A 17,007-nucleotide genomic window follows, 5' to 3' on the forward strand; every position below is an offset into this window, starting at 1 on the left:
CGGGCCGTCCCCGTCCCGTCCCCACCCATCCCATCCCCATTGGCCCCATCCGTCCCCATCCGGGATCAATTCCGCTCCCCCACCCCGCCCCACAGGTCCCTTTCTCATCCCGCACGCCGCCTCGCCGCGCGGGCGGGATCAGAATCGCTCCTCGATGCGGCTGCCGCGGGCCGTTTCCCATCCCGCGCACCAGAAGGCGCACCGCCGGGACGACCGTGAGCGGCACGGCACCCATGCGGCCCGGATCAAAAGCGGGCCCGGACGGTGCTCCGGAGGTGGCATATTGCACCCGCTCCGCTTAGGGGTGCGGGTGGGGTTAGAGGGAGTAGACGGAGGCGGCGGTGGCGTGGAAGAGGGCGTCGGGATCGATGCCGCGGGAGGAGGCCCACGTCGCCACGGCGTCGGCCCAGCGGCTGCGGGCGGACGGCTGATACACCGGTGCACCGTCGGCGAGAGCGTGCGTGCCGTCATGCTCCGCGGGACCGACCGCCGACACGGGCCAGTCGCTCCCCCACATCAGACGCTCGGGACCGAAGACGTCGGCCGCGGTGTCGAGGAAGGGTTCGAGCTGCGCGAGGCTCCAGTCCCCTCCGGCCTCCGCGGGCAGTCCGGACACCTTGCAGAACACCCCGGGGTGTCGCGCCAGCTCGGCGAGGTCGCGCTCCCACTCCACCGAGGGCGTGCGCGGAGCAGAAGCCGTCCCGACCTCCGGCTTCCCCAGGTGGTCGAGCACGATCCGCAGCTCGGGGATCGCACCCGACAGTCGTGCGAGGTCCGGGAGCTGCGCGGCACGCACGCATGCGTCGAAGGTCCACCCGTGCGCCGCGACCTCCCGGGCTCCGGTGATGAAGGCCGACGAGAGCATCACGCCGTCCGGCTCCCCCTGCAGGAGATGACGCACCCCGACGACCAGGGGCTCCGCGGTGAGACTCTCCAGGTGCACCGTGGTGTCGGTGCCGCGATCGAGCCGAGCGCCGGCGACGATGCCGACCACCCCGAGCCGCTCCGCCTGTCCAGCCACCCACCGCACCTCCGCGAGGAAGTCGTCCTCGATGGTCTCGGCCTGCACGAACACGGCCCGCTCGTCCGTGGCCCGCTCGACCCGCGCACGCTCGAACTCGTCGGCGCCGAAGCGCCCCGCGAGCGGCCCTTCGAGCCACGTGTACCCGAGGGCTTCCGGGTCCCACAGGTGCAGGTGCGAGTCGAGGATGCGCATGTCCCCATCCTGCCGCAGACATCGGATGTTGTGCGAGGATGAGCGCCATGGCAGTCACGGACGAGGCGATCGAGAAGATCAAGGCGATGATCGTGTCGGGCGAACTGGCCCCCGGCGATCGCCTGCCCCCGGAGAAGGAGCTGTCCGAGCGCCTCGGCCTGTCCCGCAACTCCATGCGCGAGGCGGTCAAGGCGCTGGAGGTCATCCGCGTGCTCGACGTGCGGCGCGGCGACGGCACCTACGTCACGAGCCTGGAGCCGCACCTGCTGCTGGAGGCGATCGCCTTCGTCGTGGACATGCACGACGACGACTCGATGCTGGAGATGTTCGCCGTCCGCCGGATGCTCGAATCGCAGGCCACCGGTCTCGCGGCGACCCTCGGCACGGACGAGGCGATCGCCGCCCTGCAGGAGGAGGTGGAGGCCGTCGACGCGTCCGTCGGGATCGAGGAGCTCGTCGACCACGACATCCGCTTCCACCGCGAGATCGTGGGCATGGCGGGCAACGCCTACCTCGCGAGCCTCATCGAGCACCTGAGCAGCCAGACGGTCCGGGCGCGCGTGTGGCGGGGTCTCACGGAGGGCGGCGCCGTGGAGCGCACCCTGTCGGAGCACCGCGCCATCGCCGATGCCATCGCCCAGCGTGACTCGGCGCTGGCGACCTCCCTCGCCACGGCCCACATCGCGGGTGTCGAGCGGTGGCTGCGGCAGGCGGCGTCGGCCTGAGTCGTCAGGCCCCGAGGCGCTGCATCGCCGCGTCGAACTCCGCCGCCGAGCTGTCACTCACCTCGTGGAACAGCAGCTGGTCGAGCACGTCGGGCGCGGCGGTGAAGTAGGGCACCCCGGCTGCGCGCAGCCCCGTGATGTCGTCGGCGGAGCGCAGCGATGCGGCGAGGACGTTGGAGCCGCTGCCCGCGCACATCTCCTGCATCCGGGCGATGAGCGCGTCGCCGTCCATGCCCGCGTCGCGCATGCGTCCGAGGTAGGGCGCGATGTACTGGGCGCCGATCGAGGCGCACGCGAGCGCCTGCGCGACGGAGTACACCGCGGTGACGAGGACCGTGGCCCCGTCGCGGACGAGGGCCGAGGCCGCCGCGAAACCCGCTGCGGTCGCGGGCACCTTGACCGCCACCCGGTCGCCGAGCGCGCGGATGCCCTCCGCGTTCCGGAGGAAGGAGTCCGGGTCGCCGCCCCACGTCTGGAAGAAGACCTCCCGTGCGCCCTCGTCCACCCAGCGGGCATAGAGGTCGGGGATCTCCGCGGCCGTCCGCCCGCCGCGCTCGAGGATCGTGGGGTTCGTCGTGACGCCGTGCACCACCCCGGCGGAGAGGAGCCGCGAGACGCGGTCGGAGTCGGCGCTGTCGACGTACAGGCGGGGCGCGATCGCGGTCATCGGGGTCTCCTCGCGGACAACCTGTCGTTACAGGTGGGGCTTCGGCTAATGTAATGACAGCTCCCGAACCTTGTCAAAGACCGGGAGCCCGCGCTGTCGAGGAGGATCAGGAGCGAGATGACACCCGCACACCCCGGCGACCGCTCCGGCGTCGTCATCGTCGGCAGCGTGACGGCCGACGTCACGACCTTCTCCCAGCGGCTCCCCGCCCGCGGCGAGACCATCCTCGGCGACGAATTCACGCTGATGCTCGGCGGCAAGGGCGCGAACCAGGCTGTCGCGGCCGGACGCTCCGGAGCCCGCACGAGCTTCGTCGGCTGCGTCGGCGACGACCTGTTCCACGACCTCGTGGTGGACGGGCTCACGGCGGCCGGCGTCGACCTCGCACACCTGCGCACCGTGCCGGGCCCGACCGGCATCGCGCACATCCGTGTCGACGCCTCCGCGCAGAACGACATCGTCATGGTGCCGCTCGCCAACGCCGCCCTCAGCACGGCGCAGATCGACGAGGCCCTCGCGGCTCTCGCCCCGACGACCTCCGTCCTGCTCACCCAACTCGAGACCCCGTCCGCGCTGACCGCGCACATCACCGCGCGCGGTCGCGAGCACGGGATGACCGTGATCCTCGACCCGGCACCGGCGGCGGAGCTGGCACCGGAGATCTGGCGCAGCATCGACATCGTCACCCCGAACGAGACCGAGGCGTCGCTCATCAGCGACATCGAGGTGACCGACGCCACCTCCGCCGAACGCGCCGGGCACTGGTTCCTGGAGCAGGGCGTGGGCGCCGCGGTCATCACCCTGGCCGGGCAGGGGTCGTGCGTCGTCACCGCCGAGGGGGCCACCGTCGTCCCGCCGTTCCCCGTGGAGGCCGTCGACACCACCGCCGCGGGCGACGCCTACGCCGGCTACCTCGGTGCCGCGCTCGCGAGCGGAGCGGCCCTCACCGATGCGGTGCGGCTGGCGACCGCCGCGGGCGCCCTCACCGTCACGAAGCAGGGGGCCTCGCCGAGCCTCCCCCACCGCGCCGACGTCGAGGCCTTCCTCGCCGCGCGCACCGCGGCCCCCGTCGCGAACTGAACCAGGAGCACACGATGCGCAAGACCTCGACCACGATCAACCCGGCGCTCTCCCGCGTCATCAGCGAGACCGGGCACACCGATCTGATCGTCGTGACCGACGCCGGGCTGCCCATCCCGCCGGGCTCCGAGCGCATCGACCTCGCCTACCGTCCCGGCGCCCCCGCCTTCCTCGACGTGCTCGACACGGTGCTCGCGGAGCTCGTGGTCGAGGGGGCGACGGTGTCGGCCGAGGTCGCCGAGAAGAGCCCGGAGGTGCTCGACGCCCTGCGCGAGCGCTTCGCCGACGCAGGCTTCGAGATCGAGCTCGTCCCGCACGTCGAGTTCAAGGAGCGCACGCACGCCGCCCGCGCCTTCGTGCGCTCGGGGGAGTTCACCCCCTACGCGAACGTGATCCTGCACGCGGGGGTGGCGTACTGATGTCTCTCATCGAGGATGCGATCGACCGCCACAGCGCGGCGCCGATGTACGACCAGCTCCGGCAGCTCATCATCGACGGCATCGCCCGCGACGGTCTGCAGCCGGGCGATCCGCTTCCCGGCGAGCACCGGCTGTGCGAGCGCTACGGCATCTCCCGCACGGTCGTGCGCCAGGCGCTCGCCCAGCTCGAGCACGAGGGACTCGTCGAGCGCGTGAAGGGCAAGGGCACGTTCGTCTCCCGCCCGCGCACGAGCGAGAGTCTCGTGCACACGCTGGTCGGGCTGTACGACGACGTCGAGCGGCGCGGCGGCCACGTGCACAGCGACGTCCTCCGGCACGAGCAGACCGTCGCCGACGAGGAGGTCGCCCTCGCCCTGGAGGTGCCGGTGGGATCGCCGGTGATCGTGCTGGAGCGGCTGCGGCACGTGGACGGCGAGCCCTGGTCGCTCTCGACCACGTGGATGCCGGAGGCCGTGGGGGCGGTGACGCTCGGCGCCGACCTCACCGAGGCGTCGCTGTACCGGCTGCTCGCCGACCACGGCATCATCGCCACGCACGGCGTCCGCTCCGCCGAGGCGACGGTCGCCACGCACGAGCAGGCCCAGCACCTCGGCGTGAGCGCCGGCTCCGCCCTCCTCCGCCTGCGCAGCATCAGCCGCAGTGAGGACGGCCTGCCGATCGAGTACTTCATCGCGTACCACCGCGGCGACCGCTCGCGCTTCGAGTTCCAGCTCCAGCAGGAGCAGTCCCAGGCGTCGCTGATGCACGTGGACGGATCGGGCGGCGCCTCCCCCGCGGGCACGGTGGGCTGAGCCGTCTCACCCCGTGCGGGGCTGTTCTCCCATACCGGGATGACGGTGCCTGCCCCGGTACGCTCGAGGGCATGAGCGACTGGACCAGCACCGCGATCGCCCTGCTGGAAGCCGATGCCAACCGCAGCGCCGACACGCACCTGCACCTGTTCCCGCTGCCGCCGGAGTGGGGCATCGACCTCTACCTCAAGGACGAGTCGGTGCACCCGACCGGCTCCCTCAAGCACCGCCTCGCGCGCTCCCTCCTCCTTTACGGACTCGTCAACGGGCGCATCCGCGAGGACACGACCCTCGTGGAGTCGTCGAGCGGGTCGACCGCGGTGTCGGAGGCCTACTTCGCCCGGATGCTGGGGCTGAAGTTCATCACGGTCGTGCCCCGATCGACGGTGCAGGAGAAGATCGACCTCATCGAGTTCTACGGCGGCACCTGCCATTTCGTCGACCGCGCGGAGGACATGTCCCCCGAGGCGCAGCGCCTGGCGGCGGACTGCACCGGGCACTACCTCGACCAGTTCACCTACGCGGAGCGTGCGACCGACTGGCGCGGCAACAACAACATCGCCGACAGCGTGTTCGGCCAGCTCGCCCAGGAGCGGCATCCGATCCCCCGCTGGATCGTCACGGGCGCCGGCACCGGGGGTACCAGCGCCACCTTCGGCCGCTACGTGAAGTACCGCCGCCACGACACCCGGATCGCCGTCGTCGATCCCGAGGGCTCGGCCTTCTACGACGGCTGGGCGGGCACGGTCGACCCGCCGGCCGGACACCCGAGCCGCATCGAGGGCATCGGGCGGCCGCGGGTGGAGGCCTCCTTCGTGCCGTCCGTGATCGACGAGATGATCCAGGTGCCGGACGCGGGCTCCATCGCCGCGATCCGCCTCCTCCGCGAGCGCACCCTGCACTGGGCGGGCGGCTCCACCGGCACGAACCTCTACGGCGCGTTCCAGCTCATCGCCCGGATGCGTGCCGCGGGCGAGACCGGCAGCGTCGTGACGCTGATCTGCGACAGCGGTGTGCGGTACGCCGGCACGTACTACTCGGACGAGTGGGTCGCGCAGCAGGGGTGGGACCTCGCGCCGCACCGTGCACGATTGGAGCGGTTCCTGGAGACCGGGGTCTGGGCGGACTGATCCTCGGGTTACGCTGACCCCATGACCACACTCATCCTCACTGTCGCGGGTGCCGATCGTCCGGGCCTCGTGGCCGCCGTCGCCGATGTCGTCGACGCCCACGGCGGCAACTGGGAGAACAGCTCCCTCGCCGAGCTCGCCGGCACGTTCGCCGGTGTCATCGAGGCGTCCGTGCCGACGGAGCGCACCGGGGAGCTCGAGACCGCGCTGCGAGGGATCCAGGGCCAGGGTCTCCTCACGCTCTCGGTGCTCACCGGCACGCCAGGGCCGTCCGAGGACGAGGAGCAGCTGCTCGTGATGCAGGTGCTCGGCAACGACCGCCCCGGCATCGTGCGCGAGGTCTCGGCGGTGCTGAACGCGCACGCCCTGAGCATCGAGGAGCTCACGACCGAGACCCGCGAGGCTGCGATGGCCGGCGGAAGGCTCTTCGAGGCGTCGGTGATCGCGAAGGTCCCGCCGACGGTCGACCTCGACGCCCTGCGTGCCGACCTTGAGCGCCTCGCGTCCGAGATCCAGGTCGACATCAACCTCGGCTGACCCCGTTCGCCGACCCACCCCCTTCGGTGCCGCCCACCCCCTTCCGGACGTCCGAATAGGGCCGGGGCGCACGAAAGAGGGTGGCTCGGCCGGGAAACCAGGAGTCAGAGGCCGGAGTACCGCCGCACCCAGTACTCGGTGTAGGCGACGTGGGCGGACGCGGCGGCCGAGGCGGCCACCGGATCCGCGGCGGCGAGACCGCGCAGGATCGCGCGGTGGCCGGCGTCGGAGTGGATCTTGAGCTCGGCGGCATCCTCCGGGTCGGAGATCCGGTAGGCCCGGGAGCGGGAACGCAGCACGTCGATCAGGCTCGTCAGGGCCTCGTTGCCCGCGACCGACGAGATCGCCATGTGGAACTCGTGGTCGAGGCGGGACTGCGCCTCGAAGTCCGTCGTCGACTCGATCTCGGTGAGCACCTCGTCGAGCGCGGCCACCGTGTCGTCGTCGATCCGGGCCGCGGCGAGCGCCGCCGCATGGGGCTCGAGCACCCGTCGGAGCTCGGTCAGCTCCAGCACTCCGGCCATCGGCAGCAGTCCGACCGTGAGGGACAGGCTGCCGATGAGGTCGGCGGCGCGGAGCTCGCTGACGTAGCTGCCGGAACCGTGCCGCGTCTCCAGCACGCCCAGTGCGGCGAGGGTGCGGATGGCTTCGCGGAGCGATCCCCGCGAGACGCCGAGCCGTTCGCACAGCTCCCCCTCGCTCGGCAGCCGGTCGCCGGGGCGCAGAGCGCCGTCGGCGATGAGAGCCCGCAGCCCGTGCAGCGCCGTGTCGAGTGCGCTCATCGTCATCCTCTCTGCCACTCCCCACCCCTCGTGAAGTTTGTCGGACGCCCCGGGCGTCGCAAACTCGTATGACAACTATGTTTCATCTTCGCGGTTTCGTAGCCAAACTCGAAGGCGTGTGGCAAAGTTGTGCAACAACTCGCCCCCACTCACCGATGAGGTCCGATGCCCGTTCCGCAGTTCCCCGCTTCGCTCACGCTGAATTCCGGCCTGCGGGCGCGCGATGCCTGGCCGCTCGACCCGACCGTGATCCACCTCAACCACGGGTCCTTCGGGGCTGTGCCGTCGGTGGTGGTCGCCCACCAGGACGCCCTGCGCCGCCGCGCCGACCTGAGCCCCGTGGAGTGGTTCCCTCGGATCGCGGAGCGCGTGCAGGAGGCGAGGCAGCGGACGGCTCCGTTCGTCGGCGCCCGCGCGGAGGACAGCGTGTTCGTGCCCAACGCCTCCGCCGCGGCCACCGTCGTCTACAACGCCCTCCAGCTCGACAGCGGGGACGAGATCCTCGTCACCGACCAGGGCTACGGCGCCATCACCATGGGCGCCGAGCGCCTCGCCCGACGCTTCGGCGCCGCCGTCCGCACGGTCGCCCTGCCCCTGCTCGCCGACGACGACGAGATCGTGCAGCTCTTCGCCGACGCCCTCACCCCGCGCACGCGGCTGCTCGTCGTCGACCAGATCACCTCGCCCACAGCCCGCCTGCTGCCCACCCGCCGCATCGCCGACCTCGCGGCCGAGCGCGGCGTGCGCACCCTCGTCGACGGCGCCCACGCCCCCGGCCTCATCCCGGACGCGGCGGCCGTCGCTGGCGGCGACTGGTGGTTCGGGAATCTGCACAAGTGGCCCTGCGCCCCGCGCGGCTCCGCCCTCCTCGTCACCACCGCCCCCGACCGCGACGAGCTCTGGCCGCTGATCGACTCCTGGGCCGCGCGCGAGCCGTATCCCGAGCGCTTCGATACCCAGGGCACGATCGACGCGACGACCTACCTCGCCACCCCCACCGCGATCGAGTTCATCGAGGCGGAGTTCGGATGGGCGGCCGCCCGCGACGCCATGGCCGCACGGGCAGACGCCGGTGCCGAGCTCATCGCCGAAGCCCTGCGCCCCTTCAGCGACGAGGACCCGCTGACCCCTCTTCCCTCGCCGGTGCCGTCCATGCGGCTCATCCGGCTGCCGCTCGGCCTCGGCGCCACCCGAGAGGAAGCCGACGCGCTGCGCATGGACCTCCTCGACGAGGTCGGCGTGGAGACCGCGTTCACCAGCTTCCGCGGCGTCGGCTACTTCCGCCTGTCCGCGCACCTGTACACGGAGGCCTCCGACATCGAGGCGTTCGTCGAGCGCTGCGTCCCCGCGATCCTGCGCCGCGCCGGCATCCGCCCCGCGGACGCCCTCATCCTCCCCTGACCCGCTTCACCTTCCGCACGACCCACCCGAACACCCACCCACCCCCACCGAGAGGCACATCGTGAAGAACAAGATCTTGACGACCGCAGCCGGAGTCGGCACCGTCGCCGTCCTCGCACTCACCGGCTGCTCCGGAGGCTCCGGCTCGTCCGGCGGCGACGGCAGCGTCACCCTCCAGATGGTCGAGAGCCTGACGAACCCGGCGCGCACCGAGCTGCTCCGCGGACTGCTCGACGAGTTCGAGAAGGACAACCCCGACATCACCGTCAACCTCGTCTCCCCGCCCACCGAGCAGGCCGACCAGAAGATCCAGCAGATGCTGCAGTCCGGCAAGGGCGTCGACGTGCTCGAGGTGCGCGACATCACCGTCGGACCGTTCGCGAACAACGGCTGGCTCTACGACCTCGGTCCGGATCTGAAGAAGTGGGACGGCTGGGACGCCCTGACCGAGAACGCGCAGTCGGCCTCGGTCGCGGAGGACGGCAAGAGCTATTTCGTCCCCTACGGCTTCTACGGCCTGTCGCTGTTCTACCGCACCGACCTCGTCGAGCAGGCCGGCTTCGACGGCCCGCCGCACAGCTGGAAGGACCTGCTGGAGCAGGCGTCGGCGATCCAGGACCCGTCGAACAACATCTACGGGTACGCGTTCCGCGGCGGTCAGAACGCGAACAGCAACGTCGTCGCCGCGATCGAGGCCTACACGATCGACGGTCTCGACACGGAAGACGCGTTCCTCATGGAGGACGGTTCGACGATCTTCGCCGCCCCCGAGGCGCAGGAGGCCGTCGACGACTACTTCGACCTGTTCAAGGAGGCCTCGCCGCCGTCCGCCGTCTCGTGGGGCTACCCCGAGATGGTCGCCGGGTTCACCAACGGCACCACGGCCTTCCTCCTGCAGGACCCGGAGGTCATCGCGACGGTGCAGGACTCCTCGCTGACCGAGGACCAGTGGGACACCGCGCCGCTGCTCGTCGGCCCGTCCGGCAAGGCCGCACAGCCCCTCGCCGTCGCCGGCTGGGGTGTCGCGGAGAACAGCGAGCACAAGGAGGCGGCGGTGAAGCTCGTCGAGTTCCTGTCGTCCGCCGAGCCCGCCACCGAGTTCGCGCAGGCGAACAGCCTCGTCCCGATCATCGCGGCCGCCGCGGACGACGAGTTCTACTCCACCGGCCCCTGGACGAGCTACGTCACCATGACCGAGGACCCGGAGACCTACGTCAACGTGCGTCAGCCGCGCGGCGTGAGCTGGTGGACCGAGTGGATCCAGAAGTCCGACCAGGACGTGCAGAGCGTGCTGCTCGGCAACATGTCCACCAAGGACCTCCTCGCCTCGTGGGACGCGTTCTGGACCGAGAAGTACGCCGCGGAGAAGGGTTGATCCGTGGCCCGCACCATCCGTGAAGGGGGCTCCGTCGGCACCGCCGGCGGGGCCTCCCCGGCATCGCGTCGTCGCCCCTTCCGGGGCCGCACCGCACTCACGCTGCTGGCGTTCCTCGCGCCGGCGATCGTCTTCGTCTGCTGGTTCACCTACTGGCCGATGCTGCAGGGCGCCCGCATGGCCTTCCACGACTGGAACCTGTGGGATCTCACGTCGACGCCGTTCGTGGGCTTCGACAACTTCCTCGCCGTCTTCCGCGACCCGGCGTTCCCGACCGTGGCCTGGAACTCCGTGCTCTGGGTGGTCGGCTCGCTCGTGCCGCAGCTCGTGATCGGGTTCCTCATCGCGCTCGCCCTGCGCAAGCGGTTCCGCTTCCGCGGCCTCTACCAGGCGCTGGTGTTCTTCCCGTGGGCGGTGTCCGGCTTCCTCATCGGCATGCTGTTCCGCTGGATGTTCAACGCCGAGTTCGGCGTCGTCAACGACCTGCTCATGAAGGCCGGACTGATCGACGCGCCGCTGCCGTGGCTGGCCGACCCGAAGCTCGCGATGTTCGCCGTGATCGTCGCGAACATCTGGTACGGCGTGACCTTCTTCGCGATCATGATCCTCGCCGCTCTCCAGTCGGTGCCGGACGAGATGCTGGAGGCGGCGAGCCTCGACGGCGCCGGCAAGGTGCGGCAGCTGTTCTCGATCATCATCCCGTACATCTCGATGACGCTGCTGCTGACGATCCTGCTGCGCGTGATCTGGATCTTCAATTTCCCCGACATCATCTACGCGATGACGAACGGCGGCCCCGCCAACCAGACCCACATCATCACGACGTGGATGATCAACTACACGCAGCAGGGCAACTACGGCATCGCGAGCGCCATCGGGCTCATCGTCGTGGCCTTCCTCATGGTGTTCTGCGCGTTCTACCTGATGGCGATGCGGAGAGTGCAGCGATGACCATCACCTCATCCGACCGGACCGGCTCCTCGGTCACGGAGACCCGTCGCATCACGGTGCCCGACCCGAAAGCCGCTCCGCGCCCCAAGCCCCGCGTCTCGGTGGGCGGCGTGGTGCGTATCGTCGGCCTGGGGCTGTGGCTGCTCATCACGCTGTTCCCGCTGTACTGGATCACGCTCACCGCGTTCAAGTCGCCGGGGACCATCAACCGCTTCCCGATCGAGTACTGGCCGAGCGAGCCCTCGCTGGACAACTTCACGAGCCTGTTCGAGAAGAGCTCCTTCGGGACGTTCCTGGCGAACTCGGCCATCGTGGCGGTGTCGGCCGGCGCGGTGGCGACGCTCATCGCCCTGCTCAGCGCCTACGTGCTGGCGCGGTTCGAGTTCCGCGGCAAAGGCACGGTGCTCATCGCGTTCCTGCTGACGCAGATGATCCCGGCGTTCATCGCCCTCGGACCGCTGTACTCGATGATGACCGACCTCGGACTCGTCGACACCAAGCCGGGGCTCATCCTCGTCTACATCGCGATCTGCATCCCGTTCTCCACGGTGATGCTGCGGGGCTTCTTCGAGAACGTCCCCGATGCGCTGGAGGAGGCGGCGATGATCGACGGCTGCTCGCGGCTTGGCGCACTGTTCCGGGTGCTCGTGCCGGTGATGACCCCCGGCATCATCGCCGCGTTCATCTTCAACTTCGTGAACTGCTGGAACGAGCTGTTCCTGTCGGTCGTGCTGATGAACACCGATGCGAACCGCACCGTGCCCTCGGCGCTCAACGGCTTCATCTCGACGTTCAACATCGACTGGGGCTCCATGAGCGCTGCGGCCGTGCTGACGATCCTCCCGACGATGGTGATGTTCGCGCTCGCCAGCCGCTGGATCGTCCAGGGCCTCACGGCCGGGGCCGTCAAGGAGTAACCCGCCCGAATAGCGCAAATGGTCCCATTCCGCGACGGAATGGGACCAATTGCGCTATTCGAAGGCCTAGACGAGCCGGGACTTCGGCGACACCGAGTACGTGTGCTCGGCGTCGCGGTTGACCGTGTCGCCGAGGGCCTCGTCGATCGCGGTCATCGTGTCGGCGTCGAGCTTCACGCCGGAGGCCTTGACCGTGTCGGCGAGCTGCTCCGGACGGGAGGCGCCGACGAGGGCCGCCGCGACGTTCGGGTTCTGCAGCACCCACGCGATCGCGAGCTGCGGCATCGACAGCCCCGCCTCCTCCGCGATCGGCTTGAGGCGCTGCACCGCGGTGAGGATGTCGTCCTGCAGGAAGCTCTTGATGAAGCCCGCGCCCGAGTTCTGATCCGTCGCCCGAGACCCCTCCGGCACCGGCTGGCCCGGGAGGTACTTCCCGCTCAACACGCCCTGCGCCATCGGCGACCAGACGATCTGCGAGATGCCGAGCTCCTCCGACGTCGGGACGACCTTGCCCTCGATGACCCGCCACAGCATGGAGTACTGCGGCTGGTTGGAGATGAGCTGCATGCCGAGCTGCTTCGCCAGGGCGTGCCCTTCGCGGAGCTGCTCCGCGGTCCACTCCGAGACCCCGATGTAGAGCGCCTTGCCCTGCCGGACGACGTCGGCGAAGGCCTGGAACGTCTCCTCGAGCGGGGTCTCGTAGTCGAAGCGGTGCGCCTGGTACAGATCGACGTAGTCGGTTCCGAGGCGCTGCAGCGAGCCGTTGATCGACTCCATGATGTGCTTCCGGCTCAGACCGGTGTCGTTCGGACCCTTCGGGCCGGTCGGGAAGTAGACCTTGGTGAAGATCTCGAGGCCCTCCCGACGCTGGCCCTCCAGAGCCTTGCCGAGCACGACCTCGGCGGCCGTGTTGGCGTAGGTGTCCGCGGTGTCGAACGTGGTGATGCCGGCGTCCAGGGCGGCGTGCACGGTCTTGACCGCGGCGTCGTCCTCGACCTGCGAGGCGTGCGTGACCCAGTTGCCGTACGTGATCTCCGAGACCTTGAGACCGCTGTTGCCGAGATAGCGATAGTTGACCATGGACCAACGCTAGTCCCGCCGGCGGGGCGGCGGGCCGGATCGACCGTGATCGTCAGGCGGTGGCAGGCGCCGGTCCGCGGCGGCGGGACGTGAGCGCGGCCCCGACCAGCACCCCGACCGCGGCGAGCGCGCTGACGGCGTACAGGGGCAGGGCCCACGGGGAGGCATCGGCGCCGCTGATGCCGAAGGTGTCGGCGAGCCCCATGCCCGGACCGAACGACGCGACGAAGTAGGCCGGCGCCCCGCCCATGAGCAGCGCGAGGAAGGTCATGCCGGCCACCACCGCCGGAGCCCGCGTGAGGAGGCAGACGACCGCCGTCCCGATGGCCAGGCACACGCCCGCGGCAAGGATGCCGAGGACGGTCGGCGCCATGAGGCTCTCCCCGGCGTTCGACATCGCGGCCCGGACCTCGTCCAGCGAGAGGCTGCCCGGAGCCGCGGCGATCGGGTTGAGCACGAGGATCTGCACCGCGGCGAGGGCGGCGTACGCGGTGACGGCGAGCACGCCCGCGACGCAGATCCAGAGGGTGGGGCGCGGCACCGGTGTCATGCGGTCACCCTAGGCAGGGCTGCTGAGAGTCTCCCGGTACTCACGCCAGGCGTCGCCCAAGCGGCGCACCCCCTCGGTGAGCACGTCGTCCGGCGCGGTGAACGGCAAGCGCACGTGGTCGTCCGGCGCGGCGGCCGAGACCGCGAAGGCCCCGGTGCCCGCGATCGAGACCCCGTGCGCCGCGGCGACGCGCGCGAGAGCCGATGCGGAGCCCCGAGGCAGCGCGGCCCACAGCGAGAGTCCACCCCGCGGGGTCTCAGAGGTCCAGTCGGGGAGGTGCGCGGCCATCAGCTCCTGCAGCAGGAGGAGCCGCTCCTGGTGCACGCGGCTGTTGGCGCGGCGGAGCTCCGTCGCGTGCGCGATGAGGTCGAGCGCGAGGAGCTGGCCGGGCACGCTCGTGGATTGATCGGCGAGCTGCCGGGCGCCGCGGAGCCGCCGGACCAGCACGGGATCGGCCCGCAGCCACCCGATCCGCAGCCCGGCCCAGGCCCACTTCGACACGGACTCGACGACGAGCACCGGGGCATCCGGCCGTTCCGAGGCGAGCGTGGGCGGCACGACCCCGTCGAACGAGATGCCGGCGACGACGCGGTCCTCGATCACGGGCACCCCGTACTGCGCGGCGAGTTCGGCCACGCGGTGCCGGGCCGCCGCGGGCAGTCGCGTCCCCGTGGGATTCTGGTGGTGCGGGTTGAGTGCGACGAGCACAGGACGCAGCCGGGCCATCGCCTGCTCCAGCGCGTCGACGTCGAGGCCGTCCGCGCCCATCGGCACGCCGTGCACGGTGCCGCCGCGCAGCCCCACGGAGTCGGTCACGCCCGGCCAGGTGATCTCCTCCGCGAGCACGACGTCACCCGGTTCCACGAGCGCGTTCACGACGAGGCTGATGGCCTGCTGCGCGCCGTGGGTCACGAGGATCTGCTCGGGCGTGGTCGGCGTCCCCTCGGCGCGGTACATGTCGGCGATGAGTTCGCGGAGCGCGGGGAGCCCTGCGGGGTCGGTCTCCGGGAGCAGGGCGAGGTCGAGCCGCGGCTGGTGGTCGCGGATGAGCTGCACACCGATGTCCGGGATCTGCGGCACCGTGCGGAGCAGGTCGATCGCGTTGGGGAGTGCCGAGAACAGGGCCTCGCCGCGGCCGGGACGGCGGTCCGCCGCGGGCGCCGTCCTCGCCCCCGACACCCTCGTCCCACTGCCCTGCCGGCGCTCGACGAGACCCTGCTCGGCGAGGGTCGCATAGGCGGACACGACCGTGCCCCGCGAGACCGCGACCGCCGCGGCGAGGGCGCGTTCGGCAGGCAGGCGGTCAGCGGGGCGCAGCTCACCGCTGCCGATCAGGGCGGCGATCGCCGCGGCGAGTCGGGTGGAGAGGGTGCCGTCGCCGTGGGACCAGCGTCCGAGGCGTGCGGCGAGGGCGGTCGCGGAGACCTCTCCGGCCTGGACGAGGGGCGCGGAGGCCGATCCGTGGGCCACCGGCGTCGCATTGGCCCTGTCGAGGGTGTCCATGAGATCCGATTCTGGACCAATGACAGCTTCCACGACCAGCTTCGGTCTCGATCTCGGTCCAATTCAGCAGGATTGGACCATCGGCGAACTCCTCGCGTGGCTCGAGGACGATACCCGCACGCACGACCCGGCCCTCCGCGAACCGCTGGCCCGCATCGAGGCCGCCGTGACCGGCACCCCGTGGCCGACCGCGCCGTCCACGGTCGCCCCGTCCACGGTCGCCCTGATCCGTTCTCTCGCGCTGGTGTCCCGGTCCGGAGGCTTCTCCCGCGTTCGAATCGCTCACTTTGCTCCGAATCCGGCCGGAATGGAGCACAGTGCGCGACTCGAAACGAGTCAGGTGGCCTGAGCCCCCGCGCCGGAGGCGGGAGTGGTGACGATGTCGGCGCGGTCGCGGAAGCCCTCCGCCGTGACCTTGTCCAGCGCGACCTGCTTGCGGATGGCCAGGGCCTTCTCGTAGAGGCTGGGGTCGCCGTAGCTCGTGAGCACCTTCACCAGCACCGGCAGCAACTCGATCATGAAGAACAGCGCAGCGATGAGGATGTGCGCCCAGAGGATCGCGGGCTCCTTCTCGCTCAGGCGATTGAGGCCGCTGATCTGGCTCAGCAGCCCCACCGCCCCGGCGTTGCCCTGCGCCACGGAATCCGCGCGGGCGTTGTAGGCCGCGAGCGCCTGCTCGTACGTGTCGCGCGCGGCTGGGAGCTCGTCCTTCGCCTGCTGACGGTTCTGCGACTCCGAGGCCGTGGTGTTCTCCTTGGCAGCGCTTCCGGCAGCGGCGAGCTCCTCGTTCGCGGTGCGGAGCTGGGCCGCGAGCGCGTCGTAGGTCTGCTGGGCCTCGGCGAGCTGGGCCTGGGCGGCCTGAGAGCTCGCGCCCTCGCCGTTCACGCCGGTGCAGCCGGGGACGGTACCCGCGCCCTCGCCCGTGAGCTCGCACTGGTACAGCGTCCGCGCCTGGTCGATCACGGCCTGCTGCTCCGTGAGCTTCGCCGTCAGGTCATCGACCGTGGACTGGGCGGCGGACTCGGTCGCCGACGACGACTCGGTCCCGGCGACGATGCCCGTCGCCGCCTGGTTCTCCAGCGCCGCGACCCGCTCGGACGCCGCGTCCAGCGCCTTCTTCTCCGGGCCGGTCTCGAGCGCCTCCTGGTCGGCCTGCGCCTGGACGATGTTGGTCGCGGCGACCTCGCGGGAGATGTCGTTGTGGAAGATCTGCAGCACGAGCGGCTCCGCGACGACGAAACCGATGATCGCCGCCATGATGACGCGGGGGATCGCGAGGCCGATGAGCTTCCAGACGTTGCGGGTCGACGTCATGGTCGAGGTGAGGAAGCGGTCGAGGTTGAAGATGATCAGCGCCCACACGATCGCGAGCGGGATCGCCAACCAGACCGCCGCGCGCACGCCCGTCGTGAGGGCGAAGAGCATGGAGATCGCGCTGACCAGGGCGGTCCCGGCGAGCACGAAGAACATCTGCACGAAGCGCGGGGTCTCGCCGGGGACCCGGTCGAGGATCTCGCCCTCCGCCCCGCCGAGGATCGCGAGAGCACGGAGGCGCTCGGCGGCGGCGCGACGGCGACGCGGCTTCCGGACGCGCGGCGGACGCGCCTTCCGGTCGGGGACGGGCTCCGCGTCGGCCGGGGCGTCGGGCGCCGTCACCGGCTCGGGCGTCCGGTCGTCGGACGCGACGTCGGACTGCGCGGACGTGTCGCCGGTCGGTTCGTACTCGCGCAGGAAGTCGAGGTCATCCGTCTCGGCGTTCGGGTCGCCGTCGAGGATGATCCGACCCTGCGAGTCGAAGCGACCCGGGCGGTGGGCGGAATAGGGCATCCCGACAATCTACGAAACTCCGCCTGTGCATACCG

General features: G+C 70.8%; 18 protein-coding genes. 11 read left to right on the plus strand and 7 right to left on the minus strand.

Going from position 1 to position 17,007, the window contains the following annotated elements; genetic code table 11:
• Positions 1 to 316: 316 nt before the first annotated feature.
• On the minus strand, positions 317 to 1,216 hold the full coding sequence (locus BLU02_RS08260) for an amidohydrolase family protein (RefSeq protein WP_082750068.1): 900 nt from the start codon (positions 1,214 to 1,216) through the stop codon (positions 317 to 319).
• A 47-nt stretch (positions 1,217 to 1,263) separates the two neighbouring features.
• On the opposite strand from BLU02_RS08260, the gene BLU02_RS08265 reads away from it, so the two are divergent.
• On the plus strand, positions 1,264 to 1,941 hold the full coding sequence (locus BLU02_RS08265; RefSeq protein WP_025105368.1) for a FadR/GntR family transcriptional regulator: 678 nt from the start codon (positions 1,264 to 1,266) through the stop codon (positions 1,939 to 1,941).
• Positions 1,942 to 1,945: 4 nt separating this feature from the next.
• Here the strand turns inward: BLU02_RS08265 and BLU02_RS08270 are convergent, their stop codons facing one another.
• A complete protein-coding gene (locus tag BLU02_RS08270; RefSeq protein ID WP_060922361.1) occupies positions 1,946 to 2,608 on the minus strand; it encodes a transaldolase family protein in 663 nt (220 codons plus the stop codon).
• 117 nt (positions 2,609 to 2,725) lie between these two features.
• Between BLU02_RS08270 and BLU02_RS08275 the strand changes: the two genes are divergently transcribed.
• The 5 genes from BLU02_RS08275 to BLU02_RS08295 all read left to right on the plus strand — a co-directional run bounded on the left by BLU02_RS08275 (position 2,726) and on the right by BLU02_RS08295 (position 6,586).
• Positions 2,726 to 3,688, plus strand: a complete 963-nt coding sequence (locus BLU02_RS08275) for a ribokinase (protein WP_060922362.1) — start codon at positions 2,726 to 2,728, stop codon at positions 3,686 to 3,688.
• Positions 3,689 to 3,702: 14 nt separating this feature from the next.
• Entirely contained in the window at positions 3,703 to 4,107 is a 405-nt protein-coding gene (gene rbsD, locus BLU02_RS08280) for a D-ribose pyranase (protein ID WP_025105365.1), read from the plus strand.
• Positions 4,107 to 4,919 (plus strand): GntR family transcriptional regulator, encoded by an 813-nt coding sequence (locus BLU02_RS08285; protein WP_025105364.1) that lies wholly within the window; start codon positions 4,107 to 4,109, stop codon positions 4,917 to 4,919. Before rbsD ends, BLU02_RS08285 begins: the two co-directional genes overlap by 1 nt.
• Before the next feature lie 71 nt (positions 4,920 to 4,990).
• Complete coding sequence (locus tag BLU02_RS08290; RefSeq protein ID WP_060922363.1) at positions 4,991 to 6,049, plus strand: PLP-dependent cysteine synthase family protein; 1,059 nt, start codon at positions 4,991 to 4,993, stop codon at positions 6,047 to 6,049.
• Positions 6,050 to 6,070: 21 nt separating this feature from the next.
• Entirely contained in the window at positions 6,071 to 6,586 is a 516-nt protein-coding gene (locus tag BLU02_RS08295) for a glycine cleavage system transcriptional repressor (protein ID WP_060922364.1), read from the plus strand.
• Positions 6,587 to 6,690: 104 nt separating this feature from the next.
• Here the strand turns inward: BLU02_RS08295 and BLU02_RS08300 are convergent, their stop codons facing one another.
• Positions 6,691 to 7,368 (minus strand): FadR/GntR family transcriptional regulator, encoded by a 678-nt coding sequence (locus BLU02_RS08300; protein ID WP_060922368.1) that lies wholly within the window; start codon positions 7,366 to 7,368, stop codon positions 6,691 to 6,693.
• Positions 7,369 to 7,533: 165 nt separating this feature from the next.
• Here BLU02_RS08300 and BLU02_RS08305 point away from each other — a divergent pair, with 165 nt between their 5' ends.
• The 4 genes from BLU02_RS08305 to BLU02_RS08320 all read left to right on the plus strand — a co-directional run bounded on the left by BLU02_RS08305 (position 7,534) and on the right by BLU02_RS08320 (position 12,012).
• Positions 7,534 to 8,769, plus strand: a complete 1,236-nt coding sequence (locus BLU02_RS08305; protein ID WP_083370938.1) for an aminotransferase class V-fold PLP-dependent enzyme — start codon at positions 7,534 to 7,536, stop codon at positions 8,767 to 8,769.
• Positions 8,770 to 8,830: 61 nt separating this feature from the next.
• Complete coding sequence (locus BLU02_RS08310; RefSeq protein ID WP_060923268.1) at positions 8,831 to 10,144, plus strand: ABC transporter substrate-binding protein; 1,314 nt, start codon at positions 8,831 to 8,833, stop codon at positions 10,142 to 10,144.
• Positions 10,145 to 10,147: 3 nt separating this feature from the next.
• On the plus strand, positions 10,148 to 11,095 hold the full coding sequence (locus BLU02_RS08315; RefSeq protein ID WP_025105358.1) for a carbohydrate ABC transporter permease: 948 nt from the start codon (positions 10,148 to 10,150) through the stop codon (positions 11,093 to 11,095).
• Positions 11,092 to 12,012, plus strand: coding sequence for a carbohydrate ABC transporter permease (locus tag BLU02_RS08320; protein WP_197676699.1), 921 nt, complete (start codon positions 11,092 to 11,094; stop codon positions 12,010 to 12,012). Before BLU02_RS08315 ends, BLU02_RS08320 begins: the two co-directional genes overlap by 4 nt.
• A 66-nt stretch (positions 12,013 to 12,078) precedes the next feature.
• On the opposite strand, the gene BLU02_RS08325 is transcribed toward BLU02_RS08320, so the two are convergent.
• Genes BLU02_RS08325 through BLU02_RS08335 form a run of 3 tightly spaced genes read right to left on the minus strand, consistent with a single transcriptional unit; the run spans position 12,079 to position 15,145 of the window.
• Positions 12,079 to 13,092, minus strand: a complete 1,014-nt coding sequence (locus tag BLU02_RS08325) for an aldo/keto reductase family protein (RefSeq protein ID WP_060923269.1) — start codon at positions 13,090 to 13,092, stop codon at positions 12,079 to 12,081.
• A 52-nt stretch (positions 13,093 to 13,144) separates the two neighbouring features.
• Positions 13,145 to 13,642, minus strand: coding sequence for a hypothetical protein (locus BLU02_RS08330; RefSeq protein WP_060923270.1), 498 nt, complete (start codon positions 13,640 to 13,642; stop codon positions 13,145 to 13,147).
• 9 nt (positions 13,643 to 13,651) lie between these two features.
• Positions 13,652 to 15,145, minus strand: a complete 1,494-nt coding sequence (locus tag BLU02_RS08335; protein ID WP_060923271.1) for an aminotransferase-like domain-containing protein — start codon at positions 15,143 to 15,145, stop codon at positions 13,652 to 13,654.
• Positions 15,146 to 15,164: 19 nt separating this feature from the next.
• Here BLU02_RS08335 and BLU02_RS08340 point away from each other — a divergent pair, with 19 nt between their 5' ends.
• Complete coding sequence (locus BLU02_RS08340; RefSeq protein ID WP_060923272.1) at positions 15,165 to 15,494, plus strand: hypothetical protein; 330 nt, start codon at positions 15,165 to 15,167, stop codon at positions 15,492 to 15,494.
• Here the strand turns inward: BLU02_RS08340 and BLU02_RS08345 are convergent.
• Positions 15,482 to 16,972: a DUF4407 domain-containing protein gene (locus BLU02_RS08345; RefSeq protein WP_083370939.1), complete on the minus strand. Its 1,491-nt coding sequence runs from the start codon at positions 16,970 to 16,972 to the stop codon at positions 15,482 to 15,484. The genes BLU02_RS08340 and BLU02_RS08345 overlap by 13 nt on opposite strands.
• Positions 16,973 to 17,007 lie beyond the last annotated feature (35 nt).

The sequence above is a fragment of the Microbacterium paraoxydans genome (assembly GCF_900105335.1).
Taxonomy (GTDB): domain Bacteria; phylum Actinomycetota; class Actinomycetes; order Actinomycetales; family Microbacteriaceae; genus Microbacterium; species Microbacterium paraoxydans.

What these genes read in the sequence shown, in the direction of transcription:
- BLU02_RS08260 (WP_082750068.1), bottom strand. Translation starts at nt 1,216, where the DNA reads ATGCGCATCCTCGACTCGCACCTGCACCTGTGGGACCCGGAAGCCCTC.
- BLU02_RS08265 (WP_025105368.1), top strand. Translation starts at nt 1,264, where the DNA reads ATGGCAGTCACGGACGAGGCGATCGAGAAGATCAAGGCGATGATCGTG.
- BLU02_RS08270 (WP_060922361.1), bottom strand. Translation starts at nt 2,608, where the DNA reads ATGACCGCGATCGCGCCCCGCCTGTACGTCGACAGCGCCGACTCCGAC.
- BLU02_RS08275 (WP_060922362.1), top strand. Translation starts at nt 2,726, where the DNA reads ATGACACCCGCACACCCCGGCGACCGCTCCGGCGTCGTCATCGTCGGC.
- rbsD (WP_025105365.1), top strand. Translation starts at nt 3,703, where the DNA reads ATGCGCAAGACCTCGACCACGATCAACCCGGCGCTCTCCCGCGTCATC.
- BLU02_RS08285 (WP_025105364.1), top strand. Translation starts at nt 4,107, where the DNA reads ATGTCTCTCATCGAGGATGCGATCGACCGCCACAGCGCGGCGCCGATG.
- BLU02_RS08290 (WP_060922363.1), top strand. Translation starts at nt 4,991, where the DNA reads ATGAGCGACTGGACCAGCACCGCGATCGCCCTGCTGGAAGCCGATGCC.
- BLU02_RS08295 (WP_060922364.1), top strand. Translation starts at nt 6,071, where the DNA reads ATGACCACACTCATCCTCACTGTCGCGGGTGCCGATCGTCCGGGCCTC.
- BLU02_RS08300 (WP_060922368.1), bottom strand. Translation starts at nt 7,368, where the DNA reads ATGAGCGCACTCGACACGGCGCTGCACGGGCTGCGGGCTCTCATCGCC.
- BLU02_RS08305 (WP_083370938.1), top strand. Translation starts at nt 7,534, where the DNA reads ATGCCCGTTCCGCAGTTCCCCGCTTCGCTCACGCTGAATTCCGGCCTG.
- BLU02_RS08320 (WP_197676699.1), top strand. Translation starts at nt 11,092, where the DNA reads ATGACCATCACCTCATCCGACCGGACCGGCTCCTCGGTCACGGAGACC.
- BLU02_RS08325 (WP_060923269.1), bottom strand. Translation starts at nt 13,092, where the DNA reads ATGGTCAACTATCGCTATCTCGGCAACAGCGGTCTCAAGGTCTCGGAG.
- BLU02_RS08330 (WP_060923270.1), bottom strand. Translation starts at nt 13,642, where the DNA reads ATGACACCGGTGCCGCGCCCCACCCTCTGGATCTGCGTCGCGGGCGTG.
- BLU02_RS08335 (WP_060923271.1), bottom strand. Translation starts at nt 15,145, where the DNA reads ATGGACACCCTCGACAGGGCCAATGCGACGCCGGTGGCCCACGGATCG.
- BLU02_RS08340 (WP_060923272.1), top strand. Translation starts at nt 15,165, where the DNA reads ATGACAGCTTCCACGACCAGCTTCGGTCTCGATCTCGGTCCAATTCAG.
- BLU02_RS08345 (WP_083370939.1), bottom strand. Translation starts at nt 16,972, where the DNA reads ATGCCCTATTCCGCCCACCGCCCGGGTCGCTTCGACTCGCAGGGTCGG.